The sequence below is a fragment of the Rhodoferax sp. genome (assembly GCF_023700745.1).
Classification (GTDB): Bacteria; Pseudomonadota; Gammaproteobacteria; order Burkholderiales; family Burkholderiaceae_C; genus Rhodoferax.
Window position 1 is genome coordinate 21,910 of sequence record NZ_JAMPYG010000010.1, and the last position, 25,127, is coordinate 47,036.

The window sequence follows — 25,127 nt, forward strand, 5'->3', positions numbered from 1 at the left end:
TGGAGACGCATATGAACCATCATGATATTACTTGCGGCTGTTCTTCGTCCACCAAACAGGCCGGGGCAGTCACCCTGTTGACCTCGGTCATGATCATGCTGCTGGCGACCATCCTGGTGGTTGCGGTTTCCCGTACCACCATCATGGAACAGCGTATCTCCGGTAATGAAATTCGCACCCGCCTGGCGCATGAGGCCGCAGAGGCCGGGCTCAATTTTGGACTCGCTTATTTGACACAAACTTCTCAAGGCGGCGCAACGGTACCAATGGGCGCAGACAAAGACGAAAACACCGTTGCAGACACCATAGCCCTCGCCACATTAACGGGCACATCAAATCAATACAGCGTGGCATTTTGCAGCCCTATGGAAAATCTGTCTGCCGTCAGTTGCCCGAATGTACCAGGGGCAGTCACCTGCACTGCCGCCCCAGCCACCTATTTACGTACCCCGCGCATCGTCGCCTGCGGCTGGAGCGACGATGGTTTGGGCCGTGTCATGCTGAGTCAGGGCGTGGGTACAGTACCTGCAGTCAGCAACCCGGTCACGATGCCACTGACATCCAAAGGCGCTGTGAATGTCCAGGGCAGCGCAACCATCACCAACTACTACAACAATCTGACCATCTGGTCGGGTGGTTCCCTGTCCAATATCGGCAACTCTGGCAAGACCTTTGTGCGCAATCCCAATGTGCCACCACCTGACAACAGCGTGCCTCCCCCCACGCCACCATCGGCTTGCAGTTCCTCTGCTGATTACGTGTGTCTCACTGACAAAAACTCGACTGGACCCGACGTGATTGACGCAGATCCCACATTAAGCAATCTCACTGATGCGGCCCTGTTCAACATCTACTTCGGCCAGGTTGACGTGGCAGCTTACTCCGCCAACGTGGCCTCGATGGCTGACGTAGCACCGGGCAATGTAGGAACCCTGGATGGTGTCAAGCAGGAATCTTTCGTCGTGACCGGCAATATCACCAACACCATGAATTTCACCATTGGCAGCCGCGACCAGCCCGTGGTCATGATCGTCGATGGTGATTGGACGGGCGGTGGCAACACCACCGTCTACGGCATTGTGTATGTGACGGGGAATATTGATCTGACAGGCACCAAAACCATCTATGGCGGTATGGTCGTTGAAGGTACGGTCGCAGGTACCGGCAGTCTGGACATCATCTATGACCCACTGGTCTCAACCAATACCGCCAAGAATATCGGCAGGTCAGGCTCGATCCCTGGTTCCTGGCGCGACTGGAAATGATGGTGGTGACACGTCACAACCATACTGTGGTTAAAGGAAAAATCATGAAACCATCCTTACTCAAACAAACCGGCTCCATCCTGATCGAGGCCTTGGTGGCTTTGGTGGTGGTGAGCGTTGGCACCTTCGGGGTCATGAAGCTCAACACGGTCCTGCTCAGTGGCACAGGTCTATCCAAAACCCGCGCCGAGGCCCTGCAGATTGCGCAGAACCGCATGGAGACCATCCGGAATTTTTCTGTTGAAGCGGGCTGCCCGGCTGCAGATACTGGCAGTACCGAAACCGACGCTGTGACAGGTGTCAATGCCGTCTATAAAGTCGGCCGGACCATCAGTGGCGTCTTAGCCGAGCGGGTCAATGTCGAAATCTATGTGGGCTGGGATGGTGTTGCCGATCCGCACAATTCTGCGGCCGACAAACGTATCGTCCTGAGCAGCGTGGTAGCCTGCGTGGGTATGGGTACCTCTGGCATGGTAGGCGGCACTGCCAATGCCCAGAACGCGGGAAAACTAAAGGCCCCGACTGGCGCCGCGCGCGTGGGTGGCAGGACTGATCCAACTTGCCCAAGTGGTAGTTGTGTCACGACGATCAACAATACAAACAACATACCTGACAACACCAAAGTCTATAAAACGGGTAATCTGGTCGAATTGGTTGATACCGTTACCAATAAGGTACTTTTGACAGTCGAGGATGGCACGGACTTCAGCACCATTTCAGGGCGTGTTTATATCGAAGCCAATAACAGTGGTGACCCCATTGTTGACCCTGACGGTACCACCAGTTCAACGCTTGACGACAACGTGTTTGTGCTGTCGTCAGACGCATCCTATTGCGCACGCATTTTCCCAACCGATGCCAATTCAATCATCCCGGCAGGTGCCACTGGCAATGCCATCAAATACCGCTATTTTGATTACAACTGCTATGTAGGCGCGGGCTGGTGGGGCAATGTCGGTATTGCCAGACTGGACAACCCGAACACCAACAACCGCATTTGTCTGGGTGACCCTGCGTCGAGTCTAAACAACGAAACATCCATCTGGTCGAGAAAGGACCAGCTCAGTATCAGCCGCAGCTACCGCGGTTATAAAAAAATTGACCCCAGCGGCAGCAATACCAATTCAATTAATTTCGAAACCAAGGGGATTGGCTACAAACCCGCCAACCAGGCAGATGGCGCAGAGTGGGTCTATGTAGCGGAGCATATTGGGGTATCTGACCAGCATGATTTTCTGGTAACGATTATCAGTGGCAACCAAACCTGTGAAGGCTCTGGAAAAATGGCGCTTGTGGCTGACCAGTTTACGGGCAACCAGGGTCGTTTCTTTTGCATGTCAGGCCAATGCCCAGACCTGATCGCGACACCCAGCACACCCACAACAATCATTCATGGCACCATCACAAAAGAGTCAGGCGTTGTATTGACAGCGCCCGTGTCGGGGGCCGACAACTCGTGCAGCAGTGTTACGTGGACCGAGGCGGGCGATGGCGGGAGCTACAGCTATAGCTGTACGTTGAATTGGACAGGCTTCTCAGGCTCCGCCTGGCAAGGCGCCATTTCATTCGGGGCAACCGGTACCAATACAGTGTGTGCATCAGGTACTGCTGCGACGGTGATCCCAGATGGCAACAACGTGGCTTTTACTGTCAATAACAGCTCGGCTTTGGTGAATCCAAATTCATTGACATTTACCGATGTGCCACTGGCGGTAACAGATGTCACCATCGACTTCAATGCGGCGGCATCAGCTTGCCCCAGCCTGGGTACGCCTGCTACAAGCTGGTCGCCAAATAGCAATTCCAGTTCAACGATGAAGCCATTAACGTGGAGCTCTATAAGTTCAGCAACATCCTACTTGATCAATACTTGTACGTTAAGTGGTAATGCCACGATTTGTACACCAGCCACATCTGCAGGTTCGGTAACGTCACCTACAAGCTACACACCTGACATTACTGCGATTACTGGGGGAGTCAAAGGCATTTGCGTTTCTGTGACCGCAAGCAATGGGAGTAACACAAACAGTACCCCAAGCAGCACGAAATGCGTGACCAAGAGCGGGAACAGTTATAACTTCAACTAAATTTGAAAATTGAGTTTTGAATCGACCATCTATTTTTCTAGCTTCCCTTGGTATTGATGGGCGCGAACCTGCCCGTCTTGCCAGGATTAGCCGGTGGATTCAAGTCTTATGCAGAGTGGCTATTCAGCTTCCCAGATGTGGGCCCCTGCCTGAACAAGTAGCTGGCATTCGCCAGCAGGTGGTTTAGGACGCCGGCAACAAAAAAAGCACTTAGCGTTTCCGCCAAGTGCTTTTTCAATAGGTATTTTTGGTGGGCAGTACAAGTTTCGAACTTGTGACCCCTGCAGTGTGAATGCAGTGCTCTACCCCTGAGCTAACCGCCCTTTCCCTGTTCAGGAAAGACGCAGATTATGTCACAGTTTCTGGCGTTTTCTGCTCTCGCGTGCGCCAAATTGTCTCGGCATTGCTTGACTTGTCAATTTGCTTCAACACGTCTTCGTGTGCGGTCAATTCCTGCTCGCTGGCGCAGATCACCGGCAGCACAAACTGGCGCAGGTCCAGCGCGCTGACCAGGGCGCCGTTGGCATCGGTGGTGGGCGCCTCGTCCATGAGCAGGGCATCCTGGCCACGGGTGAGGTTGATGTACATGTCGGCCAGCAGCTCGGCATCCAGCAGCGCGCCGTGCAGCGTGCGACCCGAGTTGTCAACTTCGAGGCGGTCACACAGGGCATCGAGCGAGTTGCGTTTGCCCGGAAACATCTCCTTGGCCATGACCAGGGTGTCGGTGATGCTGGCCACCACACTTTTGACCGGCGGCTGCTTGATGAGCGCCAGCTCCATGTTCAAAAAGCCCAGGTCGAACGGCGCATTGTGGATGACAACATGCGCGTCTTTCAGGTAGTCCAGCAGGTCCTGGGCGACTTCTGCGAACTTGGGCTTGTCCTTCAGGAACTCGCTGGTGATGCCGTGCACCTTGAGCGCTTCCTCGTGGCTGTCGCGACCCGGGTTGACGTAGAAATGACGGTTGTTGCCCGTGAGCTTGCGGTGCAGCATCTCGACGCAGCCGATCTCGATGATGCGGTCACCGTTGTCAGCCGACAGGCCCGTGGTTTCAGTATCCAGAAAGACTTGGCGCATGGTTTTATCAGTGATTTTCCTTGGCGTGGTTGATGGAGTATTTGGGAATCTCGATCACTAGGTTTTTCTGCGCCAGGATGGCCTGGCAGCTCAGGCGTGAATTGGGCTGCAGGCCCCAGGCCTGGTCGAGCAGGTCGTCTTCGTCTTCTTCCGACGGTGCCAAGGACTCAAAGCCTTCGCGCACGATGACGTGGCAGGTGGTGCAGGCGCAGCTCATTTCGCAGGCGTGCTCAATGTTAATGTGGTTGTCCAGCAAGGCTTCGCAAATGGAAGTACCCGCCGGGGCAGACAGCTCGGCGCCCTGCGGGCAGTATTCAGCGTGGGGCAAAATTTTAATGGTGGGCATAGTTGATTGGTTGGGGTTAGAGCACGTTTGCTACACAAGGTGGTCTGACCCGCAAGTTCCTATTTTGTTGGGGTCAGAGCACATTTGCTGCGCAAAGTGGTCCGACCCGCAAGCATCTTAAATTGTCGCGATATTTTTACCAGCCAGCGCTTTCTGGATGCCGCGGTTCATGCGCAGCGCGGCAAAGGCTTCGGTGCCCTTGGCCAGCGCCAGCGTGATGGCCTCAATGGCCTTGGCGTCTTCGAGCGTGCGCGCGGCCTGCACGGACTGCATCAGTCGGTCGATGTCGGCGCGCTGGGCGTCGTCGAGCAAATCGCCGTCAGCCTGGAGCGCGCTCACGGTGGCGAGGATCATGCGGTCGGCGTCCACGCGCGCCTCGGTCACGGCGCGGGCCTGCATGTCGGCCTCGGCGGTGGTGAAGCTTTCCTGCAACATGCGTGCAATCTGGTCATCGGCCAGACCGTAGGACGGTTTCACGGCAATTTGTGCCTCGACACCGCTGCCCTGCTCGCGCGCCGACACACTCAACAGGCCATCAGCATCGACGGTAAAGGTGACACGAATGCGTGCCGCACCGGCCGCCATCGGTGGAATGCCGCGCAACTCAAAGCGCGCCAGGCTACGGCAGTCCGCCACCAGATCGCGCTCGCCCTGCACCACATGCAGCGCCAGCGCAGTCTGGCCGTCAATGTAGGTGGTGAAGTCCTGCGCCTTGGCGGTGGGAATGGTCTCATTGCGCAGCACGATGCGCTCCACCAGACCACCCATGGTCTCGACACCGAGCGACAGCGGAATCACGTCGAGCAACAGCAGATCGCCACCCGGGTTGTTGCCGGCCAGCTGGTTGGCCTGAATGGCTGCACCCAGCGCCACCACTTCGTCCGGGTTGAGGTTGGTGAGCGGTGCCTGGCCAAAGAATGCACTGACGGCCTGCTGAATCTGCGGCATGCGTGTGGAACCACCCACCATCACCACGCCCTTGACCTCGTCGGCAGCCAGTTTGGCGTCACGCAGTGCCTTGCGCACCGCCTGCAACGTGCGCGCCGTGAGCGCCTGGCTGGCAGCGTCGAAGTCTGCGCGCTTGACCTCCAGGTTGAGTTCTACGCTGGTCAATTGAGCACGGAAAGTTGCGACTGCCGCGTCCGTCAATGCTTCCTTGCAGGCGCGCGCGGCGGCCTTCAGGGCGGCCTTGTCGGTGGCATTGGCTGCAGTTGCGCCAGTTTGTGCCAGCACCCAGTCGGCCAACGCATGATCGTAGTCGTCACCCCCCAGCGCCGAATCGCCGCCAGTGGCCACCACCTCAAACACACCCTGGGTGAGTCTGAGTATGGAAATGTCAAAGGTGCCGCCACCCAGGTCGTAGACCGCGTAAACCCCTTCGCTGGCGTTGTCCAGACCATAGGCAATGGCGGCGGCAGTGGGTTCGTTGATGAGACGCAGCACGTTCAGGCCGGCCATTTGCGCCGCGTCCTTGGTGGCTTGGCGCTGGGCGTCGTCAAAGTAGGCTGGCACCGTGATCACCGCGCCATACAGGTCGGCGTTGAAGGTGTCTTCGGCGCGGTAACGCAGCGTAGCCAGGATGTCGGCACTCACTTCCACCGGTGACTTTTCACCCTGCACGGTTTGCAGGCCCAGCATGCCGGGATGGTCGACAAAATGGTAGGGCAGCTTGGCGGCCAGCGCCACGTCCTTCAGGCTGCGGCCCATGAAACGCTTGACCGAGGCGATGGTGTTTTCGGGGTCGCCAACACCGCCGGTCACGGCATCATCACCAATTTGACGGCCGCCGCCGGCCAGGTAGCGCACCACCGACGGCAAAATCACCCGCCCCTGGGCATCGGGCAGGCATTCGGCCACGCCATGGCGCACGCTGGCCACCAGCGAATGGGTGGTGCCCAGGTCGATGCCGATGGCAATGCGTCGCTCATGCGGGTTGGGCGTTTGCCCGGGTTCGGAGATTTGAAGTAAAGCCATGATGGGTAAGGCAGACAAGACTTGCGGATCAGGTCCGCAATGACCGCTGGATTTTGAATGGTTAGGTTTCTATGCTGTCAAGCCGGTCATTGACATCTGCAGCAAAGCGTTCAATGAACATCAGCGCCCTGACCTGCGCCACGGCGGCTGCGTAGTCATGCAACTGGTCCAGCAGCTGCTCTATTCTAAGAAGTACGTCGCGTTCGGCCAGGCGGCACTGCTGGTTGATCTGCTCCAGATCCTGGGGATCTCGCGCCTCGTCAAGTTCTTCGCGCCACTGCATTTGCTGCATCAGGAACGATGCGGGCATGGCGGTGTTGTTCTCGGCATTGACTGGTGCGCCGTGCAATTCACACAGATAGGCAGCACGTTTCAACGGGCTTTTAAGACGCTGGTAAGCCTCGTTGATGCGCACCGACCACTGCATGGCCACGCGCTGTGCAGCGCTGCCCTGGGCGCTGAACTTGTCGGGGTGCGCCTGACGCTGCAGGTCTTTCCAGCGGGCATCGAGCGCGGTACGGTCCTGGGCAAAACGCCGCTCCAGACCGAACAGCTCAAAATCGTCAGATTGAAGATTCACACCCGGAAAGACTCACCGCAGCCGCAGCGGTCACGCTCTTTTGGATTGTTGAACTTGAAACCTTCATTGAGGCCTTCGCGGACAAAGTCGAGCTCGGTACCATCTAGGTAGGCGAAGCTCTTGGGATCAACCAGCACTTTCACGCCGAAACCTTCAAACACCATGTCTTCGGGGCCGATCTCGTCGACATACTCCAGCTTGTAGGCCATGCCGGAACATCCGGTCGTTTTGACACCCAGGCGCACACCCACGCCCTGACCCCGTTTGGTCAGGTAGCGGGTCACGTGCCGGGCAGCGGCTTCTGTCAACGTCACAGCCATGATTGGTGAATAGGTTTTGATTATGCGGTTTGCGCTTCAGTGTGCTTTTGGCGGTAATCGTTGACAGCCGCCTTGATGGCATCTTCGGCCAAAATAGAACAGTGGATTTTGACAGGTGGCAAGGCCAGTTCTTCGGCAATCTCACTGTTTTTTAGCGCAGCAGCTTGATCCAGCGTCTTGCCCTTGACCCATTCCGTCACCAATGACGACGAGGCAATGGCCGAACCGCAGCCATAGGTCTTGAAGCGTGCGTCTTCGATCACGCCAGTTTCGGGGTTGACCTTGATCTGCAATTTCATGACGTCGCCGCAAGCCGGTGCCCCGACCATGCCAGTGCCGACGGAGTCGTCGCCCTTGTCAAAAGAGCCCACGTTGCGCGGGTGTTCGTAGTGATCCACTACTTTTTCTGAATATGCCATTTTGTTTCTCCTGGATGGGTTGGGTTCAGTGGGCAGCCCACTGAATCGTGGATATATCGATGCCGTCCTTGTACATATCCCACAGCGGGCTGAGCTCGCGCAGGCGCGCCACGTTTTCCCGGATGGTCGCCACGGCGTAATCAATTTCCTCTTCGGTGGTCCAGCGGCCAATGGTCATGCGCAGGCTGCTGTGCGCCAGTTCGTCGCTACGGCCCAGGGCACGCAGCACATAGCTGGGCTCCAGCGATGCCGAGGTGCAGGCCGAACCGCTTGAGACAGCCAGGCCCTTGATGCCCATGATCAGCGACTCACCCTCGACGTAGTTGAAGCTGATGTTCAGATTGTGCGGCACACGCTGCGTCAGATGGCCGTTGATAAAGACCTGCTCAATACTTTCCAGGCCGGCAATCATGCGGTCGTGCAAGGCCTGGATCTTGACCAGTTCAGCGGCCATTTCTAACTTGGCAATGCGATAGGCCTCGCCCATGCCCACGATCTGGTGCGTGGGCAGCGTGCCGGAACGCATGCCGCGCTCATGGCCACCACCGTGCATTTGCGCCTCGATGCGGATGCGTGGCTTGCGGCGCACAAACAGGGCGCCAATGCCCTTGGGGCCGTAAGTTTTGTGGGCCGTCAGGCTCATCAGGTCAATGGGCATCTGGCTGATGTTGAAGGCCACACGGCCGGTGGCCTGGGCGGCGTCCACATGGAACACCACGCCTTTCTCACGGCAAATGGCGCCGATGGCAGCCACGTCCTGGATGACGCCGATTTCATTGTTGACGTACATCACACTGGCCAGGATGGTGTCGGGGCGAATGGCGGCCTTGAAGGCGTCCAGATTCACCAGACCATCACTCTGCACGTCGAGGTAGGTCACCTCGAAGCCCTGGCGCTCCAGTTCACGGCAGGTGTCAAGCACTGCCTTGTGCTCGGTCTTGACCGTGATGATGTGTTTGCCCTTGGACTGGTAAAAGTGCGCTGCACCCTTGAGCGCCAGGTTATTGGACTCGGTGGCACCCGATGTCCAGACGATCTCACGCGGGTCGGCGCCAATCAGAGCCGCCACCTGTTCGCGGGCGTTTTCAACGGCGGCTTCGGCCTCCCAGCCCCAGGCGTGGCTACGCGACGCCGGGTTACCAAAATGGCTTCTAAGCCAGGGAATCATGGCATCCACCACCCGCTGGTCGCAGGGGTTGGTGGCGCTGTAGTCCATGTAAATCGGGAAATGTGGGGTGCTGTCCATAGGGCTTGCTCTTGAGGGGAAAGTATTACATCTTGGCGAACGAGGAGCCCAGCGCAAACACCGAATTGGGGGCGTTGATGCGGATGGGTTTCATGACCGGCATGCTGGAGATGGCGCGCTTGAGGTTGGGTTTTTCTTCCATCTGAAAACCCTTGGCGAGTTGCTCGTCAACCAGCTTTTGCAGGCTGACCGAGTCCAGAAATTCAACCATTTTGACGTTCAGCGAGGCCCACAGCTCATGGGTCATGCAGCGCGCGCCCTCGCCCAGGCAATTTTCCTTGCCGCCGCACTGGGTGGCGTCCATGGGCTCGTCCACCGAGGTAATGATTTCGGCCACGGTGATGTCGGCCGGCGAGCGCGCCAGCGTGTAGCCGCCGCCAGGCCCGCGTGTGGATTCCACCAGCGCGTTGCGGCGCAGCTTGCCAAACAGCTGCTCCAGGTAAGACAGGGAAATTTGTTGACGCTGGCTGATGGCGGCCAAGGTGACGGGACCTGCCGACTGGCGCAAGCCCAGATCAATCATGGCGGTGACCGCAAAACGGCCTTTGGTAGTTAAACGCATGGCAACACTCCTGATGTTTTGTTATCAATTAAATCGATATTTAAGAGGGATAACGTGGGCCATTATAATCAAAAACCGAGTGTTTTAGTCGGGTAAATAGACTGCTCAGTAACTTTATAAGGTTATTTGGCCGCTACCAAGGCCAGCAGGTTGTCGCTGCCCGCTGCACCAAAGGCCTGTTCCTTCAAAATCGCCAGTTGATCGCGCACCCGCGCAGCCTTCTCGAACTCCAGGTTGCGGGCGTGTTCCATCATCAGTTTTTCCAGACGCTTGATTTCGCGCGAGATGTCTTTCTCGCTCATATCTTCCACCTGGGCGCGCTGCATGGCATCGCGCTCCAGCTTCTCGGCCTCCCGGCCCGCTTTTTCACTGTAGACGCCGTCGATCAGGTCACGCACTTCCTTGACGATGCTGCGCGGCGTGATGCCGTGCGCCAGGTTGTGCGCCACCTGCTTGGCCCGGCGGCGCTCGGTCTCATCAATGGCTTTGCGCATCGACTCGGTGACCTTGTCCGCGTACAAAATGGCCCGCCCTTCCAGGTTGCGGGCCGCGCGGCCAATGGTCTGGATCAGCGAGCGTTCGGAACGCAGAAAACCTTCCTTGTCGGCGTCCAGAATCGCCACCAGCGACACTTCGGGAATGTCCAGCCCTTCGCGCAGCAGGTTGATGCCCACCAGCACATCAAACGTACCCAAGCGCAGGTCCCGCAAGATCTCGACCCGCTCCACGGTGTCGATGTCACTGTGCAGGTAGCGCACCTTGACGCCGTTGTCGCTCAAATAATCGGTCAGCTGCTCGGCCATGCGCTTGGTGAGTGTGGTGATCAGCACCCGCTCGTGCTTGTCGACACGGATGCGGATTTCCTGCAGCACGTCGTCGACTTGGGCTGAGGCCGGGCGCACTTCCACCTCGGGATCGACGAGGCCGGTGGGTCGCACCAACTGCTCCACCACCTGGCCGGCATGGTCTTTCTCCCACTGGGCCGGCGTGGCCGAGACAAAAATGGCCTGGCGCATCTTGGTCTCGAACTCTTCAAATTTGAGCGGCCGGTTGTCCAGCGCGCTGGGCAGCCGGAAGCCGTACTCGACCAGCGTGGTCTTGCGTGAGCGGTCGCCGTTGTACATGCCGCCAAACTGGCCGATCAGCACATGCGACTCGTCCAGAAACATCACCGCGTCCTTGGGCAGGTAGTCGGTCAGCGTGGCCGGCGGTTCGCCGGGCGCGGCGCCACTCAGGTGGCGGCTGTAGTTTTCGATGCCCTTGCAGTGGCCAACTTCACTGAGCATTTCCAGGTCGAAACGGGTGCGCTGCTCGATGCGCTGCGCTTCGACCAACTTGCCCTGGCTGACAAATTCCTTGATGCGCTCGGCCAGTTCGATCTTGATCGCCTCCACCGCGCTCAAAACCTGCTCGCGCGGCGTCACGTAATGGCTGCTGGGGTAGACCGTGAAGCGCGGAATCTTCTGCCGGATGCGCCCGGTCAGCGGGTCGAACAGCTGCAGGCTCTCGATCTCGTCGTCAAACAGCTCGACGCGGATCGCCATTTCGGAGTGCTCAGCCGGAAAAATGTCGATGGTGTCGCCGCGCACGCGAAAGGCGCCGCGAGAAAAATCGATGTCGTTGCGCTGGTACTGCATGCGCACCAATTGCGCAATCATGTCGCGCTGGCCCATCTTGTCGCCGGCACGCAGCGTCATCACCATCTGGTGGTAGGCCTCGGGCTGGCCAATGCCGTAGATCGCCGACACCGTGGCCACAATCACCACGTCGCGCCGCTCCAGCAGGCTCTTGGTGCAGGACAGGCGCATTTGCTCGATGTGCTCATTGATGGCCGAGTCTTTCTCAATGAACAGGTCGCGCTGCGGCACATAGGCCTCGGGCTGGTAGTAGTCGTAGTAACTGACGAAATACTCGACCGCGTTTTTCGGGAAAAACTCGCGGAACTCGCTGTACAACTGGGCAGCCAGCGTCTTGTTGGGCGCAAACACAATGGCCGGACGCCCAAGGCGGGCAATAACGTTGGCCATGGTGAAGGTCTTGCCCGAACCCGTCACGCCCAGCAGCGTCTGGAACACCTCGCCGTCGTTGACCCCTTCCACCAATTGGTTGATGGCCTCGGGCTGGTCGCCGGCAGGCGGATAGGGCTGGTAGAGCTCAAAGGGCGAGTCGGGGTAGCGCACAAAAGTGCCGGTACGCTTGGGCTCGGAAACATCGTTCACGGCCAGGGACAGGGTTTCAGACATGCAGGATCAGCTCAAAATTCAAATCAGGGGGGATGTTATCGAATGCACAAAAAAACGGCGCCAGGCCGGACTCAAGCCCCGACACCGGCTAATGCCTGGGTTTTCAACCAGCGCTCCACGTCAGCCGGGTCGTGGAAGGTCCGCACCTCGGCAAACGCAGTTTGCGCCTGCGGGTAGACCCGCCGCAACAAATTGAGCCACTGCTTGAGGCGACCGGTTTGCTGCCCGCGCTCCAGGTGGGCGCAGACCAGACGCCAGAATTCAGCGATCAGATCCAGCAGCTGCGGCCAGCTCAGGCTGGCCGAGGCGGGATTTGCCCCCAAAGCGGCCCGGATGCCGCATGCCAGCGCCGGGTTGGCCACCATGCCGCGCCCCAGCATCAGACTCTGGCAGCCCGACACCTGCTGGCAGCGCAGGGCGTCAGCCACCGTCCAGATCTCGCCATTGGCCACCAGCGGCAGGCGCACCACCTGACGGATGTCGGCAATACGCTCCCAGTAGGCTGGCGGCCGGTAGCCATCGGCCTTGGTGCGGGCGTGCACCACCAACTCAGAAGCACCAGCGGCCTCGATCGCCAGGGCGCAGGCTTCGGCGCGACGGTCGTCATGCAGGCCGAGCCGCATCTTGGCCGACACCGGCAGATGCGCCGGCACGGCCCGGCGCACGCCAGACACAATCTGGAACAACAGTTCTGGCTCTTCGAGCAGGGCCGAACCGCCACGGTGCCGGTTCACCACCGGCGACGGGCAGCCAAAGTTCAGGTCAATGCCTTCCGCCCCCATGGCCGCCAGACGCGCCGCGTTGTCGGCCAGGCAGACCACGTCGGAGCCCAGCAATTGCGGCCGCACCGGTATGCCCGATGCGGTCCTGCAGCCCTGCAGCAGTTCCGGCACATAACGCAAAAAAACTCGCTCGGGGTAGAGCGTGCCGGTGATACGGATGAACTCCGACACGCACCGATCGACCCCGCCCACGCGCGTCAGAATGTCACGCAGGACAAAGTCAAGCAAGCCCTCCATGGGGGCAAGAAGCAGGCTGGGCGTGGTCATTTGGTGTGGATGAAATTGGAAAGTCCAGGTTGGATTGTCGGGCCCTGTGGCGCGGTTTTGACAGAAACAGCCGCGATCCGTACAGTCACCAGTTTTCAACCCCTTGCTAGACACTGCACATGACCATCACCGTCAACATCGACCTGGCTTACGAATTTGCGGTCAGGGCCGACTTCACGACCGTCTTTGGCACCCTGTCCGACGTGCCGAAGTCCGCCAGTTTTTTCCCGAAAGTGGATCAGCTGGTGGACCTGGGTGATGGCGTTTACCGCTGGGAAATGGAAAAAATTGGTATCGCCCAGATCAGCCTGCAAACCATTTATGCGTCGAAATACACGTCCAACAAGACCAAGGGCAGCGTCCTCTGGACCCCGGTGCCGGGTGAAGGCAACGCGCTGGTGTCAGGCTCCTGGAAAATCACCGACAAGAAAAAATCCACCCATCTGGTGCTCCAGCTTCAGGGCGAACTCAGCTTGCCACTGCCGGGCCTGATGAAAAAAATGATCACCCCGGTGGTTGAGCACGAGTTCGAGAAACTGGTGGAGCAATACATTGACCAGCTCAGCCGGCATTTTGGCGGCGAAGTGTGAGCGCGATCAGTTCAGGTCCCGCTTGAAGCGGATTTCCTCAACCCGGGTATTACCCATGGGCACGGTCTTGATGCTGGTCATTTCGCGCTTGAAACCGGCCATATCAAAAAAGCGCAGGGCGCGCTCAAAACCCAGCGGCACCCAGGCGCTGACCTTGGTGCAGCCTTCATAGATCAGACCCTCACGCGCGGCGTCCCACAGCGCCAGCCCGACGCCCTGGCCCCATTGCTCGGGTTCAACATACAGGGACCATATCTCGCCCATGGTGTTGGGCGTTTTGGGGTCGCGTGAACGGTCAAAGCCAACAAAACCCACGACCTTGCTGCCTTGCACGGCCACCAGCACCTGGGGTTCGCTGTATTCAATGGCCTCGCGCCAGTAAACCAGACTGTGCTCGGGGGTGCCGCCCATTGGCACGGCCTCACCGGGAAAAACAGCCTTGAAAGCGGCCTGACTGGAGCGGGTGCGAATTTCGGCAATGGACTTGGCGTCGCGCATCAGGGCGGGACGCACTTCGGTAGGCGTGATCAAAGACATAACAAGCGCCGGGGACCAGCCCGGCCATCAATCAAAATAAGCAGCAGATTGTCGCCGCAAGGCGGCAAGGCCATGATTCCCAGCCATCAGTAGGTGTAAACGCCCTGCCCGGTTTTGCGCCCCAGGCGGCCCGCGGCCACCATTTCTTTCAACAGGGGGCAGGCGCGGTACTTGCTGTCTCCAAACTCGCTCAGGTACACCTCCATCACCGCCAGACAGACATCCAGACCGACCATGTCGGCGAGCGCCAGCGGACCGATCGGCTGATTGCAACCCAGCTTCATGCCGGCATCAATGTCCTCTGGCGTGGCCAGCCCTTCGGCCAGCACAAAGAAGGCTTCGTTGATCATCGGCACCAGGATGCGGTTGACCACAAAACCGGGGGCATTTTTGACCGTGATCGGGGTTTTTCCCAAGGCGGTGGCCATGGCGTGCACCGCCGCGTGGGTGGCATCGCTGGTTTGCAGGCCGCGGATGATCTCGACCAAGGCCATCATGGGTACCGGGTTGAAGAAATGCATGCCGATGAATTTGTCGGCACGGGTGGTCACGGCAGCCAGCTTGGTGATCGAAATCGACGAGGTGTTGGAGGCCACCAGCACCTCCGGGGCCAGCAAGGCATCAAGCTGCTTGAGAATTTTCACCTTCAGATCGTAATTTTCCGTGGCGGCTTCAATCACCAGTTGCGCCCCCTTGAGGTCGTCGTAGCTGGTGCTGCCCTGGATGCGGGCCATGGCTGCTGCCTTGTCATCGGCGGTGATTTTTTCTTTCTTGATCAAACGGTCCAGGCTACCTGACACCGTGGCGATGCCCTTGGCCACTGCCGCTTCTGAAATATCGACCATCACCACCTTGATGCCCGACACGGCGCAAGCCTGTGCAATGCCGTTGCCCATGGTGCCCGCGCCAATGATGCCAACTGTTGTGATTCCCATCTTGAAGACTCCTTTGAATTGATCTCATGATGTTAACTGCCAAAGCTTGCCGCATCGCTGACATTCCCGGCAATGACAAGTCCTGCCGCGATAATCCGCCCACCTCAAAACCCAGGAGACATTCCACATGAATCTCACCGAACAACTGCTGACCGCGCTCAAAAAACACGGTGCACGGCAGATTTTTGGCATCCCCGGCGATTTTGCCCTGCCCTATTTCCGCATCATCGAAGAGTCGCAAATTTTGCCGCTCTACACCCTGTCGCACGAGCCCGGCGTGGGTTTTGCCGCCGATGCCGCCGCGCGCATCAACGGCAGCCTCGGCGTGGCGGCGGTGACCTACGGCGCGGGTGCGCTCAACATGATCAATTCGGTGGCAGCCGCCTTTGCCGAAAAATCGCCGCTGGTGGTGCTGTCTGGCGGGCCGGGCAAGAACGAGTCACGTTCCGGCCTGCTGCTGCACCACCAGGCCAAGACGCTCGACAGCCAGTTCCAGATTTTCAAGGAAATCACCTGCGACCAGACTCGACTGGACGACGCCGAACGCGCCCCGGCCGACATCGCCCGGGTGCTGGCCAACTGCCTGCGCCACTCCGAGCCGGTGTACATCGAGATCCCGCGCGACATGGTGGCCGTGCCCTGTCTGGAGGTAGTGCCCGAAGCCGCGTTCCAGGTTGACCCCGATGCCCTCGATGCCTGCGTCGACGAAATCCTGGAGCGCCTCAAACAAGCAAAAACCCCCGTGCTGATGGCCGGCGTGGAAGTGCGCCGCTACGGCCTGGAGGACAAAGTGGCCACCCTGTCACGCCGTCTGGGGCTGCCGGTGGTCACCAGCTTTATGGGCCGCGGCCTGCTGGCCGACCAGGACGCCCCTTTGGTCGGCACCTACATGGGCGTGGCAGGCTTTCCCGAAGTAACGCAGTTGGTGGAAGGATCGGACGGCCTGTTTTTGCTGGGCGAAATCATCTGCGATACCAACTTTGCCGTGTCGGAAACCAAGATCGACATGCGCAAGACCATCCAGGCCTTGAACGGCCAGGTCAACATCGGCTACCACACCTACGCCAAGCTGCCACTGACCGCCGTGGTGAACCGCATGCTGGAACGTGTAACCGGGCCCGACAAGGCCTTCAGCGTGACACCGCAGCACTTTCCCACCGACCTGCCGCTGGACGACCAAAGCATCACGCCCACCGACATTGCCACCGCGGTCAACGACCTGATGGCCGCACACGGCAAGATGCCGATGGCCTCCGACATGGGCGACTGCCTGTTTACCGCCATGGAGATCAGCCACACCGCGCTGGTGGCGCCCGGCTACTACGCCACCATGGGTTTTGGCGTGCCCGCCGGCCTGGGCCTGCAAGCCGCCACGGGTGAACGCCCGCTGATTCTGGTGGGCGATGGCGCTTTCCAGATGACCGGCTGGGAACTGGGCAACTGCAAACGCTACGGCTGGGACCCGATCGTGCTGCTGTTCAACAATGCGAGCTGGGAAATGCTGCGCACCTTCCAGCCCGAGTCCGGCTTCAACGACCTGGGCCATTGGGGCTTTGCCGAAATGGCGGCCGGGCTGGGCGGCGACGGGGTGCGGGTGGGCACCCGGGCTGAACTCAAAGCCGCGCTGGACCAGGCCATGGCCACACGCGGCAGGTTCCAGTTGATTGAAATCACCATACCCAGCGGCGTGCTGTCGACTACGCTGGCAAGGTTTGTGGCGGGGGTCAAGCGGCTCAACGCGGTCAAATAGGAGCTTCGCGCCTCAGACCCAGGCGCACTCGCAGGTGAAATGCCGCAAAAACTGCGGCTGCTTGGTGATCTTGACACCGCGGATGCTGGCCGCTTTTTCTTTCACCTCGGCAATCACCTCCGCCGCGTAATCAAAGTGGCTTTGCGTGTACATGCGTCGCGGGAAGGCCAGGCGCACCAGTTCCATGCTGTGGTAGGTCTCGGTGCCATCGGCCAGGCGCTTGCCAAACATCACCGAACCAATTTCGACCCCGCGAATGCCGCCTTCCAGGTACAGCGCGTTGCATAGCGCCCAGGCCGGGTAATGGGCAATTGGCATGTCGGGCAGCACGGTGCGCGCGTCGATGTACACCGCATGGCCGCCGGTGGGTTTGACAAAGCCCACGCCGGCCGCTTCCAAGCGCTCGCCCAGGTATTCGGCGGTGCGCAGGCGGTAGCGCAGGTAGTCTTCCTGCATGCCCTCCTCCAGCCCTACGGCCAGCGCTTCCAGGTCGCGCCCGGCCAGGCCGCCGTAGGTGGGAAAGCCTTCGGTCATGATCAGCACATTGCGCACCGCGTCCATCCACTCTTCACTGCGCAGCACGATGAAACCGCCAATGTTGACCATGCCATCCTTTTTGGCGCTCATGGTGGCGCCGTCGGCATAACTGAACATCTCCTGCACGATAGATTTGATCGGCGTGTTTTCGTAGCCGGGTTCGCGCATCTTGATGAACATGGCGTTTTCGGAAAAGCGGCACACGTCCATGATGAAGGGCTTGCCATGCGCCTTGAGCAGTTTGGCGTAGGCGCGGATGTTGGCCATCGACACCGGCTGGCCGCCACCGGTGTTGTTGGTGACGGTGATCATGCCAAACGGAATCCGCTCACCCTGCTCTTGCAGCAGCTTTTCAGCCCGCTCCAGGTCAATATTGCCCTTGAACGGATGCATCAGGGAGGGCTGCAGGCCCTCAAGAATCACCAGATCCAGCGCCTCAATGCCAAGGTATTCCAGATTGGCGCGGGTGGTGTCAAAGTGGCAGTTGTTGGGCACCACGTCGCCTTTTTTGCAGACCGCCGTGAACAGCACTTTTTCTGCGGCACGGCCCTGGTGGGTGGGCACAAAAAACTGCATGCCGGTGATGTTCTGGATGACTTTTTCCAGCCGGTAAAAGCTGCGCGCACCGGCATAACTTTCGTCGCCTTCCATGATGGCGCCCCACTGGCGCGACGACATGGCGCCGGTGCCGGAGTCGGTGAGCCAGTCAATCAGCACGTCTTCGGCGCGCAGCTTGAACACATTGAGTTTGGCGGCTTCCAGCAGTTGCTCGCGCTCAGGCCGGGTGGTCATGCGGATCGGCTCGACACTTTTGATGCGAAACGGCTCGATCAGGGTTTTGGGCATGGTGTTTCCTTGCGGGGTTTCAAAAAAACAAGAAGGTAGCACCGCCCGAGGGCTCGTGGTGTCGGTTATTTCCAACATGGGCATCCGTTTGTGCCGCGACCTGCGGCGAACGATATCGCGCAGTCTTTGCCTAGCCTGAAACCGACGCGCAGTCTTTGCCTAGCCTGAAACCGACGCACTGCCAACCAGTCAGTTTGCCTGGACCCAGCCTTTGGGCAGCCCGGCCAACGGTGTCATGCCATACAGCGGTTCGCCGGGAATTCCGGCCATCAGCGGCAAGCGTGCGGCTATGAGCTTGGCCGGATCGACCCCGGTTCGCAGGCCCATGGCCTCGAACATGAACACCAGGTCTTCCGTGACCACGTTGCCGGTGGCACCTGGCGCGTAGGGGCATCCCCCCAGACCGCCCAGCGACGCATCGAAGGTGCGCACACCCACGTCATAGGCCGCCAGGCAATTGGCCAGCCCGAGGCCACGCGTGTTGTGCATATGCGCAGCACCCGTTTTGTTGCCAATTTCCGAACGCACCCGTGTAAACAGCCGCTTGACCTGCGCCGGGTTGGCCATACCCGTAGAGTCGGAAAGCCCTGCCTCGTCGGCTCCGGCTTCAACACACTGACTGGCCAGCCACACCACGTCATCTTCCTTGACCTCACCTTGAATGGTGCAGCCGAAAGCGGTTGATATGCCTGCCTCGATCTTGACGCCGGGCGAGAGTTCATCGCGCATGCGCACGATGGCACGTACCGCCTCAATCATCGCCATGCGCGTCATGTGCACATTGGCCAGTGAATGTGCTTCACTGGCCGACACCGGAAGAGTCAACTTGTGCACACCCGCCTTCAGTGCCGCCTCGGCGCCACGCGCGTTGGGCACCAAGGCCATGACGGTGAGGCCGGGGTGTGTCAACGCATGGCGCACCACGTCAGCGGCGTCAGCCATCTGCGGTAGATGCTTGGCCGGCACAAAGGAGCACACTTCGATCTCGCGCAGACCGGCTGCCACCAGCGCGTCGATCCAGCGCAACTTGTCGGCTGTCGGCATGATGGCCTTGACCGACTGAAGACCATCACGCGGTCCGACTTCGCTGATCAGAACGTCAATGGGCTGTAGAGATGTGGACATTATTTCCTGGCTGCTTTTGCAGCCGACACGCCAGCGCGCAAGGCCAGCAGATAACTGTCCACGCCAAAACCACAAATCTGGCCCATGACGATTTCGCCGAACACCGAGTGGTGGCGGAATTCCTCGCGTGCATGGATGTTGGACATGTGCAACTCCACGACCGGGCAGGTCAGGATGGCCAGCGCGTCACGAATGCCATAGGAGTAATGCGTCCAGGCGCCGGCATTGATCAGCACGGCATCGACACCGTCCTGGTAGCCCAGGTGGATGCGCTCGCACATCTCGCCTTCACAGTTGGTCTGGTAAGCCTGGACCTCGACACCCAGTTCCTGGCCCAGCGCGCTCAACGAGGCATTGATCTCGTCGAGCGTGATGGTGCCGTACTGCTTGGGGTCGCGCTTGCCAAACATGTTGTGGTTGATGCCGTGCAGCATGAGAACTTTCATGATTTTTCCTTTTGGTGAAATTTAAAAATTGAACTGAAAAATTACAAATTGGCCACGCGGATTCGATCGCAAGTGACTCCGGCAAACGCTTGCCCAAGCCACTTCCAGCAACTTACTTGCGCATCTTGGCCAATTCGGCCTGGACTTCCGCCACCGTCTCTTCGCCCACGTTGGCGCTGAACTGGGCAATCACCGGCTTCATCTTCTCGCGCAGCTTGGCCACCTCGGCCGGCGGGAATTCACTCACCTGCATGCCGTTCTTCTTCAACAGGTTCATGTTGGCATCGACCGCGGCACGGGCCAGCTCACGCTGAACCTTGGCGGCCTCATCAGCCGAGTCGTCCAGAATCTTGCGTTCGGCCGGGCTCAGACTGTCCCAGATCTTCTTGCTGAAGATCACCGACTGCGGGTTGTACTGGTGATTGGACATGACCACGTATTTCTGCACCTCCCAGAACTTGTTGGCCGCGATCACCGAGATCGGATTCTCCTGACCGTCGATGGCCTTCTGCTCCAAGGCGCTGTACACCTCGGGGAAGGGCAGCGGGGTCGGGTTGGCGCCCAGCGCCTTGACCCAGGCCACGTTGATCGGGTTCGGGATCACGCGCAGTTTCAGGCCCTCGATGTCTTCGAGCTTGTTGATGGGGCGTTTGCTGTTGGTAATTTCACGGTAGCCGAGTTCCCAATACGCCAGACCGATCAAACCCTTGGCTTCGAGTTTCTGGTGCAGCTTCTTGCCAACCGGGCCGTCAACCAGCGCGTCAGACTCCTTGCCATTGGCAAACAGGAACGGAAAGTCGAAAATCGCCAGTTCCTTGGTCACACTGGCCAGAATACCGGTATTCATGACAGCCATTTCCAGCGTGCCGCCCTGGATGGCTGAAATGTTGGCCTGGTCGCTGCCGAGTACCCCGGAGAGGAACAGCTTGATTTGCATCTTGCCGCCCGATTTGGCCGCGACCAGATCAGCCATCTTCTTCATACCCGCAATCGCTGGGTGGCCTTCGGGGGCGTTGACTGCAAACTTGAAGTTGTGCTCCTTGATGTCCTGCGCAGAAGCCATGCCCAAAGCGGCCAGGGTCGCAGCGGCGACGATTGATTTAAGTACGAGTCGTTTCATGAGTGTCTCCAATTAATGTGCAATCGGGTCGCAGAAAGAACGGCTGTTGCGGCGGCGTACCCAGCACCGCAACAACCCAATAAAACCTGGTGGTCCATGCAGCGCATCGACGCTTGCCTCAAGCCAGCGGAACGGTCAATTGCGCAATCATCCGGGCGGTGTCAGGGCGCACACCCCGCCACCAGAAAAAGGCTTCGGCAGCCTGCTCGGTCAGCATGCCAACACCATCCGCCAACTGGCGTACACCGGAATTGGCTGCCAGGCGCAAAAAAGGGGTCAAGCCTTTGCCATAGGCCAGTTCATAGGCCAACGTGCACTTTGAAAAAACCGTGACCGGCACCGGCGGCAGCTCACCACGCAGGCTGGCAGACGTGGCGTTGAACACCACATCGAAGGTCTGTCCGGCAAGTTCCGCATAGCTGCTGGAGCGCACCCGGCCCTGCTGCGCGCCGATGCTGGCCAGATCCATGGCTCTTTGCAGGGTGCGATTGGCAAGCACCAACTCGGCCGGTTGCTCCGCCAGGAACGGCAACAAGGCCCCGCGCGCCGCACCGCCGGCACCCAGCATCAGCACCCGTTTGCCCTTGAGCGGGAAATTCAGGTTGTGCGTGACATCGCGCACCAGGCCAATGCCATCAAAGTTTTCGGCCAATATCTGTTCGTCGTCGAACTTCATGGCATTGGCCGCGCCTGAAAGTTTGACCCGCTCGGAGACGTGTGTGGCGTAGGCCGCAGCCTTGAGTTTGAACGGCGCAGTGATGTTGAGGCCTTTGCCGCCCGCAGCGCGGAATGCATCCACAGCCGCTTCAAAGCCATTGATCGGACCTTCCATCTTGTCGTACACCAGGTCCTGGCCGGTGAGTTCAGCAAAGGCGGCGTGAATCATGGGTGATTTGCTTTGGGCAATCGGGTTGCCAATCACGGCATAGGAGTCGGTCATGGGAACATTCCTCAGACGGCTGGGCTGTAAAGAACGCCGTCGCGCACCATGGCGTCAATGTCATCCACGCCAAAGCCCAGGCTGGCGGCAATCTCGCGGTTGTGCTGGCCCATGTCGGGGGCCACGCACGGCGTGGATGCCGGCATGCCGGTGAAGCGGAACGGCAGATTGGGCAACTTGATCTTGCCCAGCACCGGGTGATCCTGCTCCAGCACCATGCCGCGCGCCTGAATCTGCGGATCCGACAGCACCTCGGCGATGTTCTGCACCTTGGCGCAGGGCACGTCGATGGCGTCCAGTGCCGCCAGACATTGCGACACGGTCTGTGATGCCACCCAAGCCTTGGCCACGGCCAATATTTCCTGGCGGTTTTCGTTGCGTCCCGCACTGGTGTGAAAGCGCGTATCTGCGGCAAAAGCCTCGCCACCCGCAAGCCTGGCAAAACGCTTCCAGGCGTCATCCACCTGCGCGGCAATCACCAAATAGCCGTCCTGTGCCGTGAACACACCGTAGAGGGTGCTTTGCGGCATGTCGTGACCGGTTTGCACCGGCAACTCCTTGCCGCCCGACAAGGTGTAGCACTGCACTGCGTAGTCGTGAATCGACACCAGACAGTCGTACAAGGACAAATCAATGTGCTGTCCCTTGCCCGATTTGACCCGGCCCAGCAACGCTGCGCAGACCGAGGCCACGCCATGGATGCCGGTGTACATATCACCCAGCGACACGCGCAGCAAGGGCGGCGCCTCGCCCGGGTTGCCGACCATGGCCATGATGCCGCTCTTGGCCTCGGCAATCAAGCCAAAACCGGCGCGGTGCGCATCCGGTCCGGTGTGGCCGTAAGCGGAAATGGAGCAATAGACCAGGCCGGGGTTGCGTTTGGACAACTCGTCGTAGCCCAGTCCCAATTTCCTGAGTGCACCGGGACGGTAGTTTTCCACGAACACATCGGCCGTGTCGGTGAGCTTGTGCATCAGCGCCAGACCACGCGGGTCGCGCAGGTTGATGCACAAGCCCTTCTTACCCATGTTTTGCTGCAGGAAGTAACCGCTGTAATCGCCCACGAAGTAGGCATGGTGACGTCCTGCATCGCCCTCGGTCGGACGTTCGACCTTGATCACTTCGGCGCCCAGTGCGGCCAGGCAGCGGGACAGGTAGGGACCAGCCAGAAAGTGGCTGTAATCGATCACACGAAAGCCATTGAGTGGCAAGTTCTGGTTCATGCGGGCCTCCGGGGGACCATCAGTTGGTGTTCACCTTTTTGCACCACCTGACCGTCCTGGTTGATCAGTTCCGACGGCAGGACCACAATGCCCCAACCAGGGCGGCTTTTGGAGGCGCGCAGGCCGGTCACCCTGAACTTCACATGCAGCACGTCGTTGACCTTGATGGGCAACAAAAAGTCCCAGGCCCAGCCCAATGACATGCCAGGAAGAAAACGGTAATCGCTCTGCGTTTTCAGGCCATCGGCGATCGACAGGCCAAACAAACCATGCGCCACGATGCAACCGAAGTGGCTGGCGTTGGCATAGGCTTCATCCACATGCACCGGGGTGTGGTCACCCGTGAGATCGGCATAAGCCAGGATGCGTTCTTTGGTGACGGTGTAGGTCGGGCTGATGCAGCTGTCGCCTTCCTGGGCGTCATCCCAGTATTTTTCAGGTGTTTGGGTCATGATGATCTCAGGAAAAGTTGCGGGGGTTGATCGACAGGGCGTGTGCCACGCTGCCAGGGCTGGCCTGGATCAGCTCCACGGCCAGGCCATCGGGCAGGCGAAGCCAGTTGCGGCCTTGCGGCATGGCGGTCACGCCAAAGGACTGAGCCTCTGCAATGGCCACTTCCAGGTCTTCGCACATGATGCCGATGTGACCCAGGCGACCCTCAGGTTCGGCAAAGTCCGGCTTGGCCATGAACTGCATGCCACCCAGCGTCCAGTATTGGCTGGGGCTGTCCAGGGGGCCCTGCACTTCGCGCAGGGTCATGCCCAGCACCTGGTCAAAAAACCGGATGTGCCATTGGATATCCTGGACCCAGATGGCGACATGTTCCACGTAAGCGCGTGGTCGGGTGGTGCTGCTCATGTGGCTTCCTTGCGTTGGGGGTGAGATTGGAGACCGTGCTCAATGCCCTTGATGCAGGCCACCAGCGTCGCGTTGACAGGCGTGGGTACGCCCAGGGCCGCGCCGCGCTCGACCACCGCGCCGTTGATGTAGTCCACTTCGGTGATCGAGCCCTTTTCCAGGCTTTGCAGCATCGAGGCCTTGAATTCAAAGGGCAGACCGGCCGCCGCCTTGTCCCAGGCCTCGTGCGGCTCCTGGATCGAAAGTTGAATACCGCTGGCACGTGCCACAGCCATGGCTTCAGCCACCGCAGCCAGCGCACAAGCCCGCACTTCAGGCACCTGGTACAGCGCACCATAAGGCAGACCGGTGATGCCGCTGAGCGCACCGGTGGCCACGTTGATCAGCAGTTTGTCCCAGATGGTGGCGCGAATGTCGGTGCAGACGGTGGTGACCAGGCCGGCAGCGTTGAAGAGTTCGGCGATGGCGTTGGCCCGGTCCGGGGTGTGCGAGCCGAGTTCGCCAATCAACGTCTCCTTACCCTGGGTGCCGGCCACCACCACGCCCGGGCTCACCAGCAGACCGCCCACATAGGTCTTGCCCGCCAGAACACGTTCCGCACCCACCAAATCGGCCAGCACAGCCTCATGTCCCAAGCCATTCTGAAGGGACAGCACGACGGTGTGCTCACCCACCAAACACATGGCGCCTTGCATGGCCGCCAGCGTATCAAATGACTTGACCAGCACGATGATCAAATCCATCACCCCCAGACCTGCGGCACTGGTGGCCGCCAATACCCTGACGCGTTGCTGGCCACCTGCGTCACGCAAGGTCAACCCATTGCGATTGATGGCATCAACGTACTCCGGTCTGCGGTTGATCAGGGTTACGTCCGCGCCGGCCTTGGCCAAGGTACCGCCGATGGCACACCCCAAAGATCCCGCTCCCAGCACACAAATTTTCATGAACTCTCCATTCAGGCCAGCACACCATCGTGCCGTTGGACCCGAACGATAAAGATCCAAGATCATTGTGTCTATAAAATAGTGGCAATACAGCATATTGTGTGG

At 59.4% G+C, this 25,127-nt stretch carries 25 protein-coding genes and 1 tRNA gene; 4 read left to right on the forward strand and 22 right to left on the reverse strand.

Annotated features, from left to right (window positions below; translation table 11 throughout):
- The first annotated feature begins 11 nt into the window (after positions 1-11).
- Positions 12-1,265, forward strand: coding sequence for a PilX N-terminal domain-containing pilus assembly protein (locus NDJ10_RS09415; protein ID WP_296161495.1), 1,254 nt, complete (start codon positions 12-14; stop codon positions 1,263-1,265).
- A gap of 44 nt (positions 1,266-1,309) precedes the next feature.
- On the forward strand, positions 1,310-3,352 hold the full coding sequence (locus NDJ10_RS09420) for a hypothetical protein (protein ID WP_296161498.1): 2,043 nt from the start codon (positions 1,310-1,312) through the stop codon (positions 3,350-3,352).
- Between the two features lie 248 nt (positions 3,353-3,600).
- On the opposite strand, the gene NDJ10_RS09425 is transcribed toward NDJ10_RS09420, so the two are convergent.
- From NDJ10_RS09425 to NDJ10_RS09475, 11 genes are all read right to left on the reverse strand, one after another.
- A tRNA-Val gene (locus NDJ10_RS09425) sits at positions 3,601-3,675 on the reverse strand.
- Positions 3,676-3,700: 25 nt separating this feature from the next.
- On the reverse strand, positions 3,701-4,429 hold the full coding sequence (gene dnaQ, locus NDJ10_RS09430) for a DNA polymerase III subunit epsilon (RefSeq protein ID WP_296161500.1): 729 nt from the start codon (positions 4,427-4,429) through the stop codon (positions 3,701-3,703).
- Positions 4,430-4,436: 7 nt separating this feature from the next.
- Positions 4,437-4,775, reverse strand: a complete 339-nt coding sequence (gene fdx / locus NDJ10_RS09435) for an ISC system 2Fe-2S type ferredoxin (RefSeq protein WP_296161502.1) — start codon at positions 4,773-4,775, stop codon at positions 4,437-4,439.
- A gap of 117 nt (positions 4,776-4,892) precedes the next feature.
- Positions 4,893-6,749: a Fe-S protein assembly chaperone HscA gene (hscA, locus tag NDJ10_RS09440; RefSeq protein ID WP_296161504.1), complete on the reverse strand. Its 1,857-nt coding sequence runs from the start codon at positions 6,747-6,749 to the stop codon at positions 4,893-4,895.
- Positions 6,750-6,810: 61 nt separating this feature from the next.
- Positions 6,811-7,329, reverse strand: coding sequence for a Fe-S protein assembly co-chaperone HscB (gene hscB / locus NDJ10_RS09445; protein WP_296161507.1), 519 nt, complete (start codon positions 7,327-7,329; stop codon positions 6,811-6,813).
- Positions 7,326-7,649 (reverse strand): iron-sulfur cluster assembly protein IscA, encoded by a 324-nt coding sequence (iscA, locus tag NDJ10_RS09450; protein ID WP_296161509.1) that lies wholly within the window; start codon positions 7,647-7,649, stop codon positions 7,326-7,328. Before iscA ends, hscB begins: the two co-directional genes overlap by 4 nt.
- A 20-nt stretch (positions 7,650-7,669) precedes the next feature.
- Positions 7,670-8,068, reverse strand: coding sequence for a Fe-S cluster assembly scaffold IscU (gene iscU, locus NDJ10_RS09455; protein WP_296161511.1), 399 nt, complete (start codon positions 8,066-8,068; stop codon positions 7,670-7,672).
- Between the two features lie 25 nt (positions 8,069-8,093).
- On the reverse strand, positions 8,094-9,314 hold the full coding sequence (locus NDJ10_RS09460; protein WP_296161512.1) for an IscS subfamily cysteine desulfurase: 1,221 nt from the start codon (positions 9,312-9,314) through the stop codon (positions 8,094-8,096).
- 25 nt (positions 9,315-9,339) lie between these two features.
- Positions 9,340-9,876: a Fe-S cluster assembly transcription factor gene (locus NDJ10_RS09465; protein WP_296161514.1), complete on the reverse strand. Its 537-nt coding sequence runs from the start codon at positions 9,874-9,876 to the stop codon at positions 9,340-9,342.
- Positions 9,877-9,998: 122 nt separating this feature from the next.
- Entirely contained in the window at positions 9,999-12,119 is a 2,121-nt protein-coding gene (gene uvrB / locus NDJ10_RS09470; RefSeq protein WP_296161516.1) for an excinuclease ABC subunit UvrB, read from the reverse strand.
- Between the two features lie 71 nt (positions 12,120-12,190).
- Positions 12,191-13,168, reverse strand: coding sequence for a tRNA-dihydrouridine synthase (locus tag NDJ10_RS09475; RefSeq protein WP_296161518.1), 978 nt, complete (start codon positions 13,166-13,168; stop codon positions 12,191-12,193).
- A gap of 119 nt (positions 13,169-13,287) precedes the next feature.
- Between NDJ10_RS09475 and NDJ10_RS09480 the strand changes: the two genes are divergently transcribed.
- Positions 13,288-13,758 (forward strand): SRPBCC family protein, encoded by a 471-nt coding sequence (locus NDJ10_RS09480; RefSeq protein WP_296161520.1) that lies wholly within the window; start codon positions 13,288-13,290, stop codon positions 13,756-13,758.
- 6 nt (positions 13,759-13,764) lie between these two features.
- Here the strand turns inward: NDJ10_RS09480 and NDJ10_RS09485 are convergent, their stop codons facing one another.
- Both NDJ10_RS09485 and NDJ10_RS09490 read right to left on the reverse strand, forming a co-directional pair.
- Positions 13,765-14,295 carry a GNAT family N-acetyltransferase gene (locus tag NDJ10_RS09485; RefSeq protein WP_296161522.1) on the reverse strand — a complete coding sequence of 177 codons (531 nt, stop codon included), beginning with the start codon at positions 14,293-14,295 and terminating at the stop codon, positions 13,765-13,767.
- Positions 14,296-14,381: 86 nt separating this feature from the next.
- Positions 14,382-15,230, reverse strand: coding sequence for a 3-hydroxybutyryl-CoA dehydrogenase (locus NDJ10_RS09490; protein ID WP_296161524.1), 849 nt, complete (start codon positions 15,228-15,230; stop codon positions 14,382-14,384).
- A gap of 127 nt (positions 15,231-15,357) precedes the next feature.
- On the opposite strand from NDJ10_RS09490, the gene ipdC reads away from it, so the two are divergent.
- Positions 15,358-16,980, forward strand: a complete 1,623-nt coding sequence (gene ipdC / locus NDJ10_RS09495; protein ID WP_296161526.1) for an indolepyruvate/phenylpyruvate decarboxylase — start codon at positions 15,358-15,360, stop codon at positions 16,978-16,980.
- Between the two features lie 12 nt (positions 16,981-16,992).
- On the opposite strand, the gene NDJ10_RS09500 is transcribed toward ipdC, so the two are convergent.
- The 9 genes from NDJ10_RS09500 to NDJ10_RS09540 all read right to left on the reverse strand — a co-directional run bounded on the left by NDJ10_RS09500 (position 16,993) and on the right by NDJ10_RS09540 (position 25,022).
- Entirely contained in the window at positions 16,993-18,363 is a 1,371-nt protein-coding gene (locus NDJ10_RS09500) for a tryptophanase (RefSeq protein WP_296161528.1), read from the reverse strand.
- A 189-nt stretch (positions 18,364-18,552) separates the two neighbouring features.
- Entirely contained in the window at positions 18,553-19,488 is a 936-nt protein-coding gene (locus tag NDJ10_RS09505) for a hydroxymethylglutaryl-CoA lyase (RefSeq protein ID WP_296161530.1), read from the reverse strand.
- On the reverse strand, positions 19,488-19,934 hold the full coding sequence (aroQ, locus tag NDJ10_RS09510) for a type II 3-dehydroquinate dehydratase (RefSeq protein WP_296161532.1): 447 nt from the start codon (positions 19,932-19,934) through the stop codon (positions 19,488-19,490). Before aroQ ends, NDJ10_RS09505 begins: the two co-directional genes overlap by 1 nt.
- A gap of 112 nt (positions 19,935-20,046) precedes the next feature.
- Positions 20,047-21,054, reverse strand: a complete 1,008-nt coding sequence (locus NDJ10_RS09515) for a TRAP transporter substrate-binding protein (protein WP_296161534.1) — start codon at positions 21,052-21,054, stop codon at positions 20,047-20,049.
- Positions 21,055-21,172: 118 nt separating this feature from the next.
- Positions 21,173-21,994, reverse strand: a complete 822-nt coding sequence (gene aroE / locus NDJ10_RS09520) for a shikimate dehydrogenase (RefSeq protein WP_296161536.1) — start codon at positions 21,992-21,994, stop codon at positions 21,173-21,175.
- Positions 21,995-22,005: 11 nt separating this feature from the next.
- The gene (locus tag NDJ10_RS09525) at positions 22,006-23,217 is read right to left on the reverse strand and encodes a CoA transferase (RefSeq protein WP_296161537.1); all 1,212 of its coding nucleotides are present in this window, start codon (positions 23,215-23,217) and stop codon (positions 22,006-22,008) included.
- Positions 23,214-23,669, reverse strand: coding sequence for a MaoC family dehydratase (locus tag NDJ10_RS09530; protein ID WP_296161538.1), 456 nt, complete (start codon positions 23,667-23,669; stop codon positions 23,214-23,216). The genes NDJ10_RS09525 and NDJ10_RS09530 overlap by 4 nt, the downstream gene beginning before the upstream one ends.
- A gap of 7 nt (positions 23,670-23,676) precedes the next feature.
- Positions 23,677-24,075, reverse strand: a complete 399-nt coding sequence (locus NDJ10_RS09535; RefSeq protein WP_296161539.1) for a VOC family protein — start codon at positions 24,073-24,075, stop codon at positions 23,677-23,679.
- Positions 24,072-25,022 (reverse strand): 2-dehydropantoate 2-reductase, encoded by a 951-nt coding sequence (locus NDJ10_RS09540; RefSeq protein WP_296161540.1) that lies wholly within the window; start codon positions 25,020-25,022, stop codon positions 24,072-24,074. The genes NDJ10_RS09535 and NDJ10_RS09540 overlap by 4 nt, the downstream gene beginning before the upstream one ends.
- Positions 25,023-25,127: the final 105 nt, after the last annotated feature.

Excerpts from the sequence above, each read along its gene's own strand:
- NDJ10_RS09415 (WP_296161495.1), top strand. The coding sequence starts at position 12 with ATGAACCATCATGATATTACTTGCGGCTGTTCTTCGTCCACCAAACAG.
- NDJ10_RS09420 (WP_296161498.1), top strand. The coding sequence starts at position 1,310 with ATGAAACCATCCTTACTCAAACAAACCGGCTCCATCCTGATCGAGGCC.
- dnaQ (WP_296161500.1), bottom strand. The coding sequence starts at position 4,429 with ATGCGCCAAGTCTTTCTGGATACTGAAACCACGGGCCTGTCGGCTGAC.
- fdx (WP_296161502.1), bottom strand. The coding sequence starts at position 4,775 with ATGCCCACCATTAAAATTTTGCCCCACGCTGAATACTGCCCGCAGGGC.
- hscA (WP_296161504.1), bottom strand. The coding sequence starts at position 6,749 with ATGGCTTTACTTCAAATCTCCGAACCCGGGCAAACGCCCAACCCGCAT.
- iscA (WP_296161509.1), bottom strand. The coding sequence starts at position 7,649 with ATGGCTGTGACGTTGACAGAAGCCGCTGCCCGGCACGTGACCCGCTAC.
- iscU (WP_296161511.1), bottom strand. The coding sequence starts at position 8,068 with ATGGCATATTCAGAAAAAGTAGTGGATCACTACGAACACCCGCGCAAC.
- NDJ10_RS09460 (WP_296161512.1), bottom strand. The coding sequence starts at position 9,314 with ATGGACAGCACCCCACATTTCCCGATTTACATGGACTACAGCGCCACC.
- NDJ10_RS09465 (WP_296161514.1), bottom strand. The coding sequence starts at position 9,876 with ATGCGTTTAACTACCAAAGGCCGTTTTGCGGTCACCGCCATGATTGAT.
- uvrB (WP_296161516.1), bottom strand. The coding sequence starts at position 12,119 with ATGTCTGAAACCCTGTCCCTGGCCGTGAACGATGTTTCCGAGCCCAAG.
- NDJ10_RS09475 (WP_296161518.1), bottom strand. The coding sequence starts at position 13,168 with ATGACCACGCCCAGCCTGCTTCTTGCCCCCATGGAGGGCTTGCTTGAC.
- NDJ10_RS09480 (WP_296161520.1), top strand. The coding sequence starts at position 13,288 with ATGACCATCACCGTCAACATCGACCTGGCTTACGAATTTGCGGTCAGG.
- NDJ10_RS09485 (WP_296161522.1), bottom strand. The coding sequence starts at position 14,295 with ATGTCTTTGATCACGCCTACCGAAGTGCGTCCCGCCCTGATGCGCGAC.
- NDJ10_RS09490 (WP_296161524.1), bottom strand. The coding sequence starts at position 15,230 with ATGGGAATCACAACAGTTGGCATCATTGGCGCGGGCACCATGGGCAAC.
- ipdC (WP_296161526.1), top strand. The coding sequence starts at position 15,358 with ATGAATCTCACCGAACAACTGCTGACCGCGCTCAAAAAACACGGTGCA.
- NDJ10_RS09500 (WP_296161528.1), bottom strand. The coding sequence starts at position 18,363 with ATGCCCAAAACCCTGATCGAGCCGTTTCGCATCAAAAGTGTCGAGCCG.
- NDJ10_RS09505 (WP_296161530.1), bottom strand. The coding sequence starts at position 19,488 with ATGTCCACATCTCTACAGCCCATTGACGTTCTGATCAGCGAAGTCGGA.
- aroQ (WP_296161532.1), bottom strand. The coding sequence starts at position 19,934 with ATGAAAGTTCTCATGCTGCACGGCATCAACCACAACATGTTTGGCAAG.
- NDJ10_RS09515 (WP_296161534.1), bottom strand. The coding sequence starts at position 21,054 with ATGAAACGACTCGTACTTAAATCAATCGTCGCCGCTGCGACCCTGGCC.
- aroE (WP_296161536.1), bottom strand. The coding sequence starts at position 21,994 with ATGACCGACTCCTATGCCGTGATTGGCAACCCGATTGCCCAAAGCAAA.
- NDJ10_RS09525 (WP_296161537.1), bottom strand. The coding sequence starts at position 23,217 with ATGAACCAGAACTTGCCACTCAATGGCTTTCGTGTGATCGATTACAGC.
- NDJ10_RS09530 (WP_296161538.1), bottom strand. The coding sequence starts at position 23,669 with ATGACCCAAACACCTGAAAAATACTGGGATGACGCCCAGGAAGGCGAC.
- NDJ10_RS09535 (WP_296161539.1), bottom strand. The coding sequence starts at position 24,075 with ATGAGCAGCACCACCCGACCACGCGCTTACGTGGAACATGTCGCCATC.
- NDJ10_RS09540 (WP_296161540.1), bottom strand. The coding sequence starts at position 25,022 with ATGAAAATTTGTGTGCTGGGAGCGGGATCTTTGGGGTGTGCCATCGGC.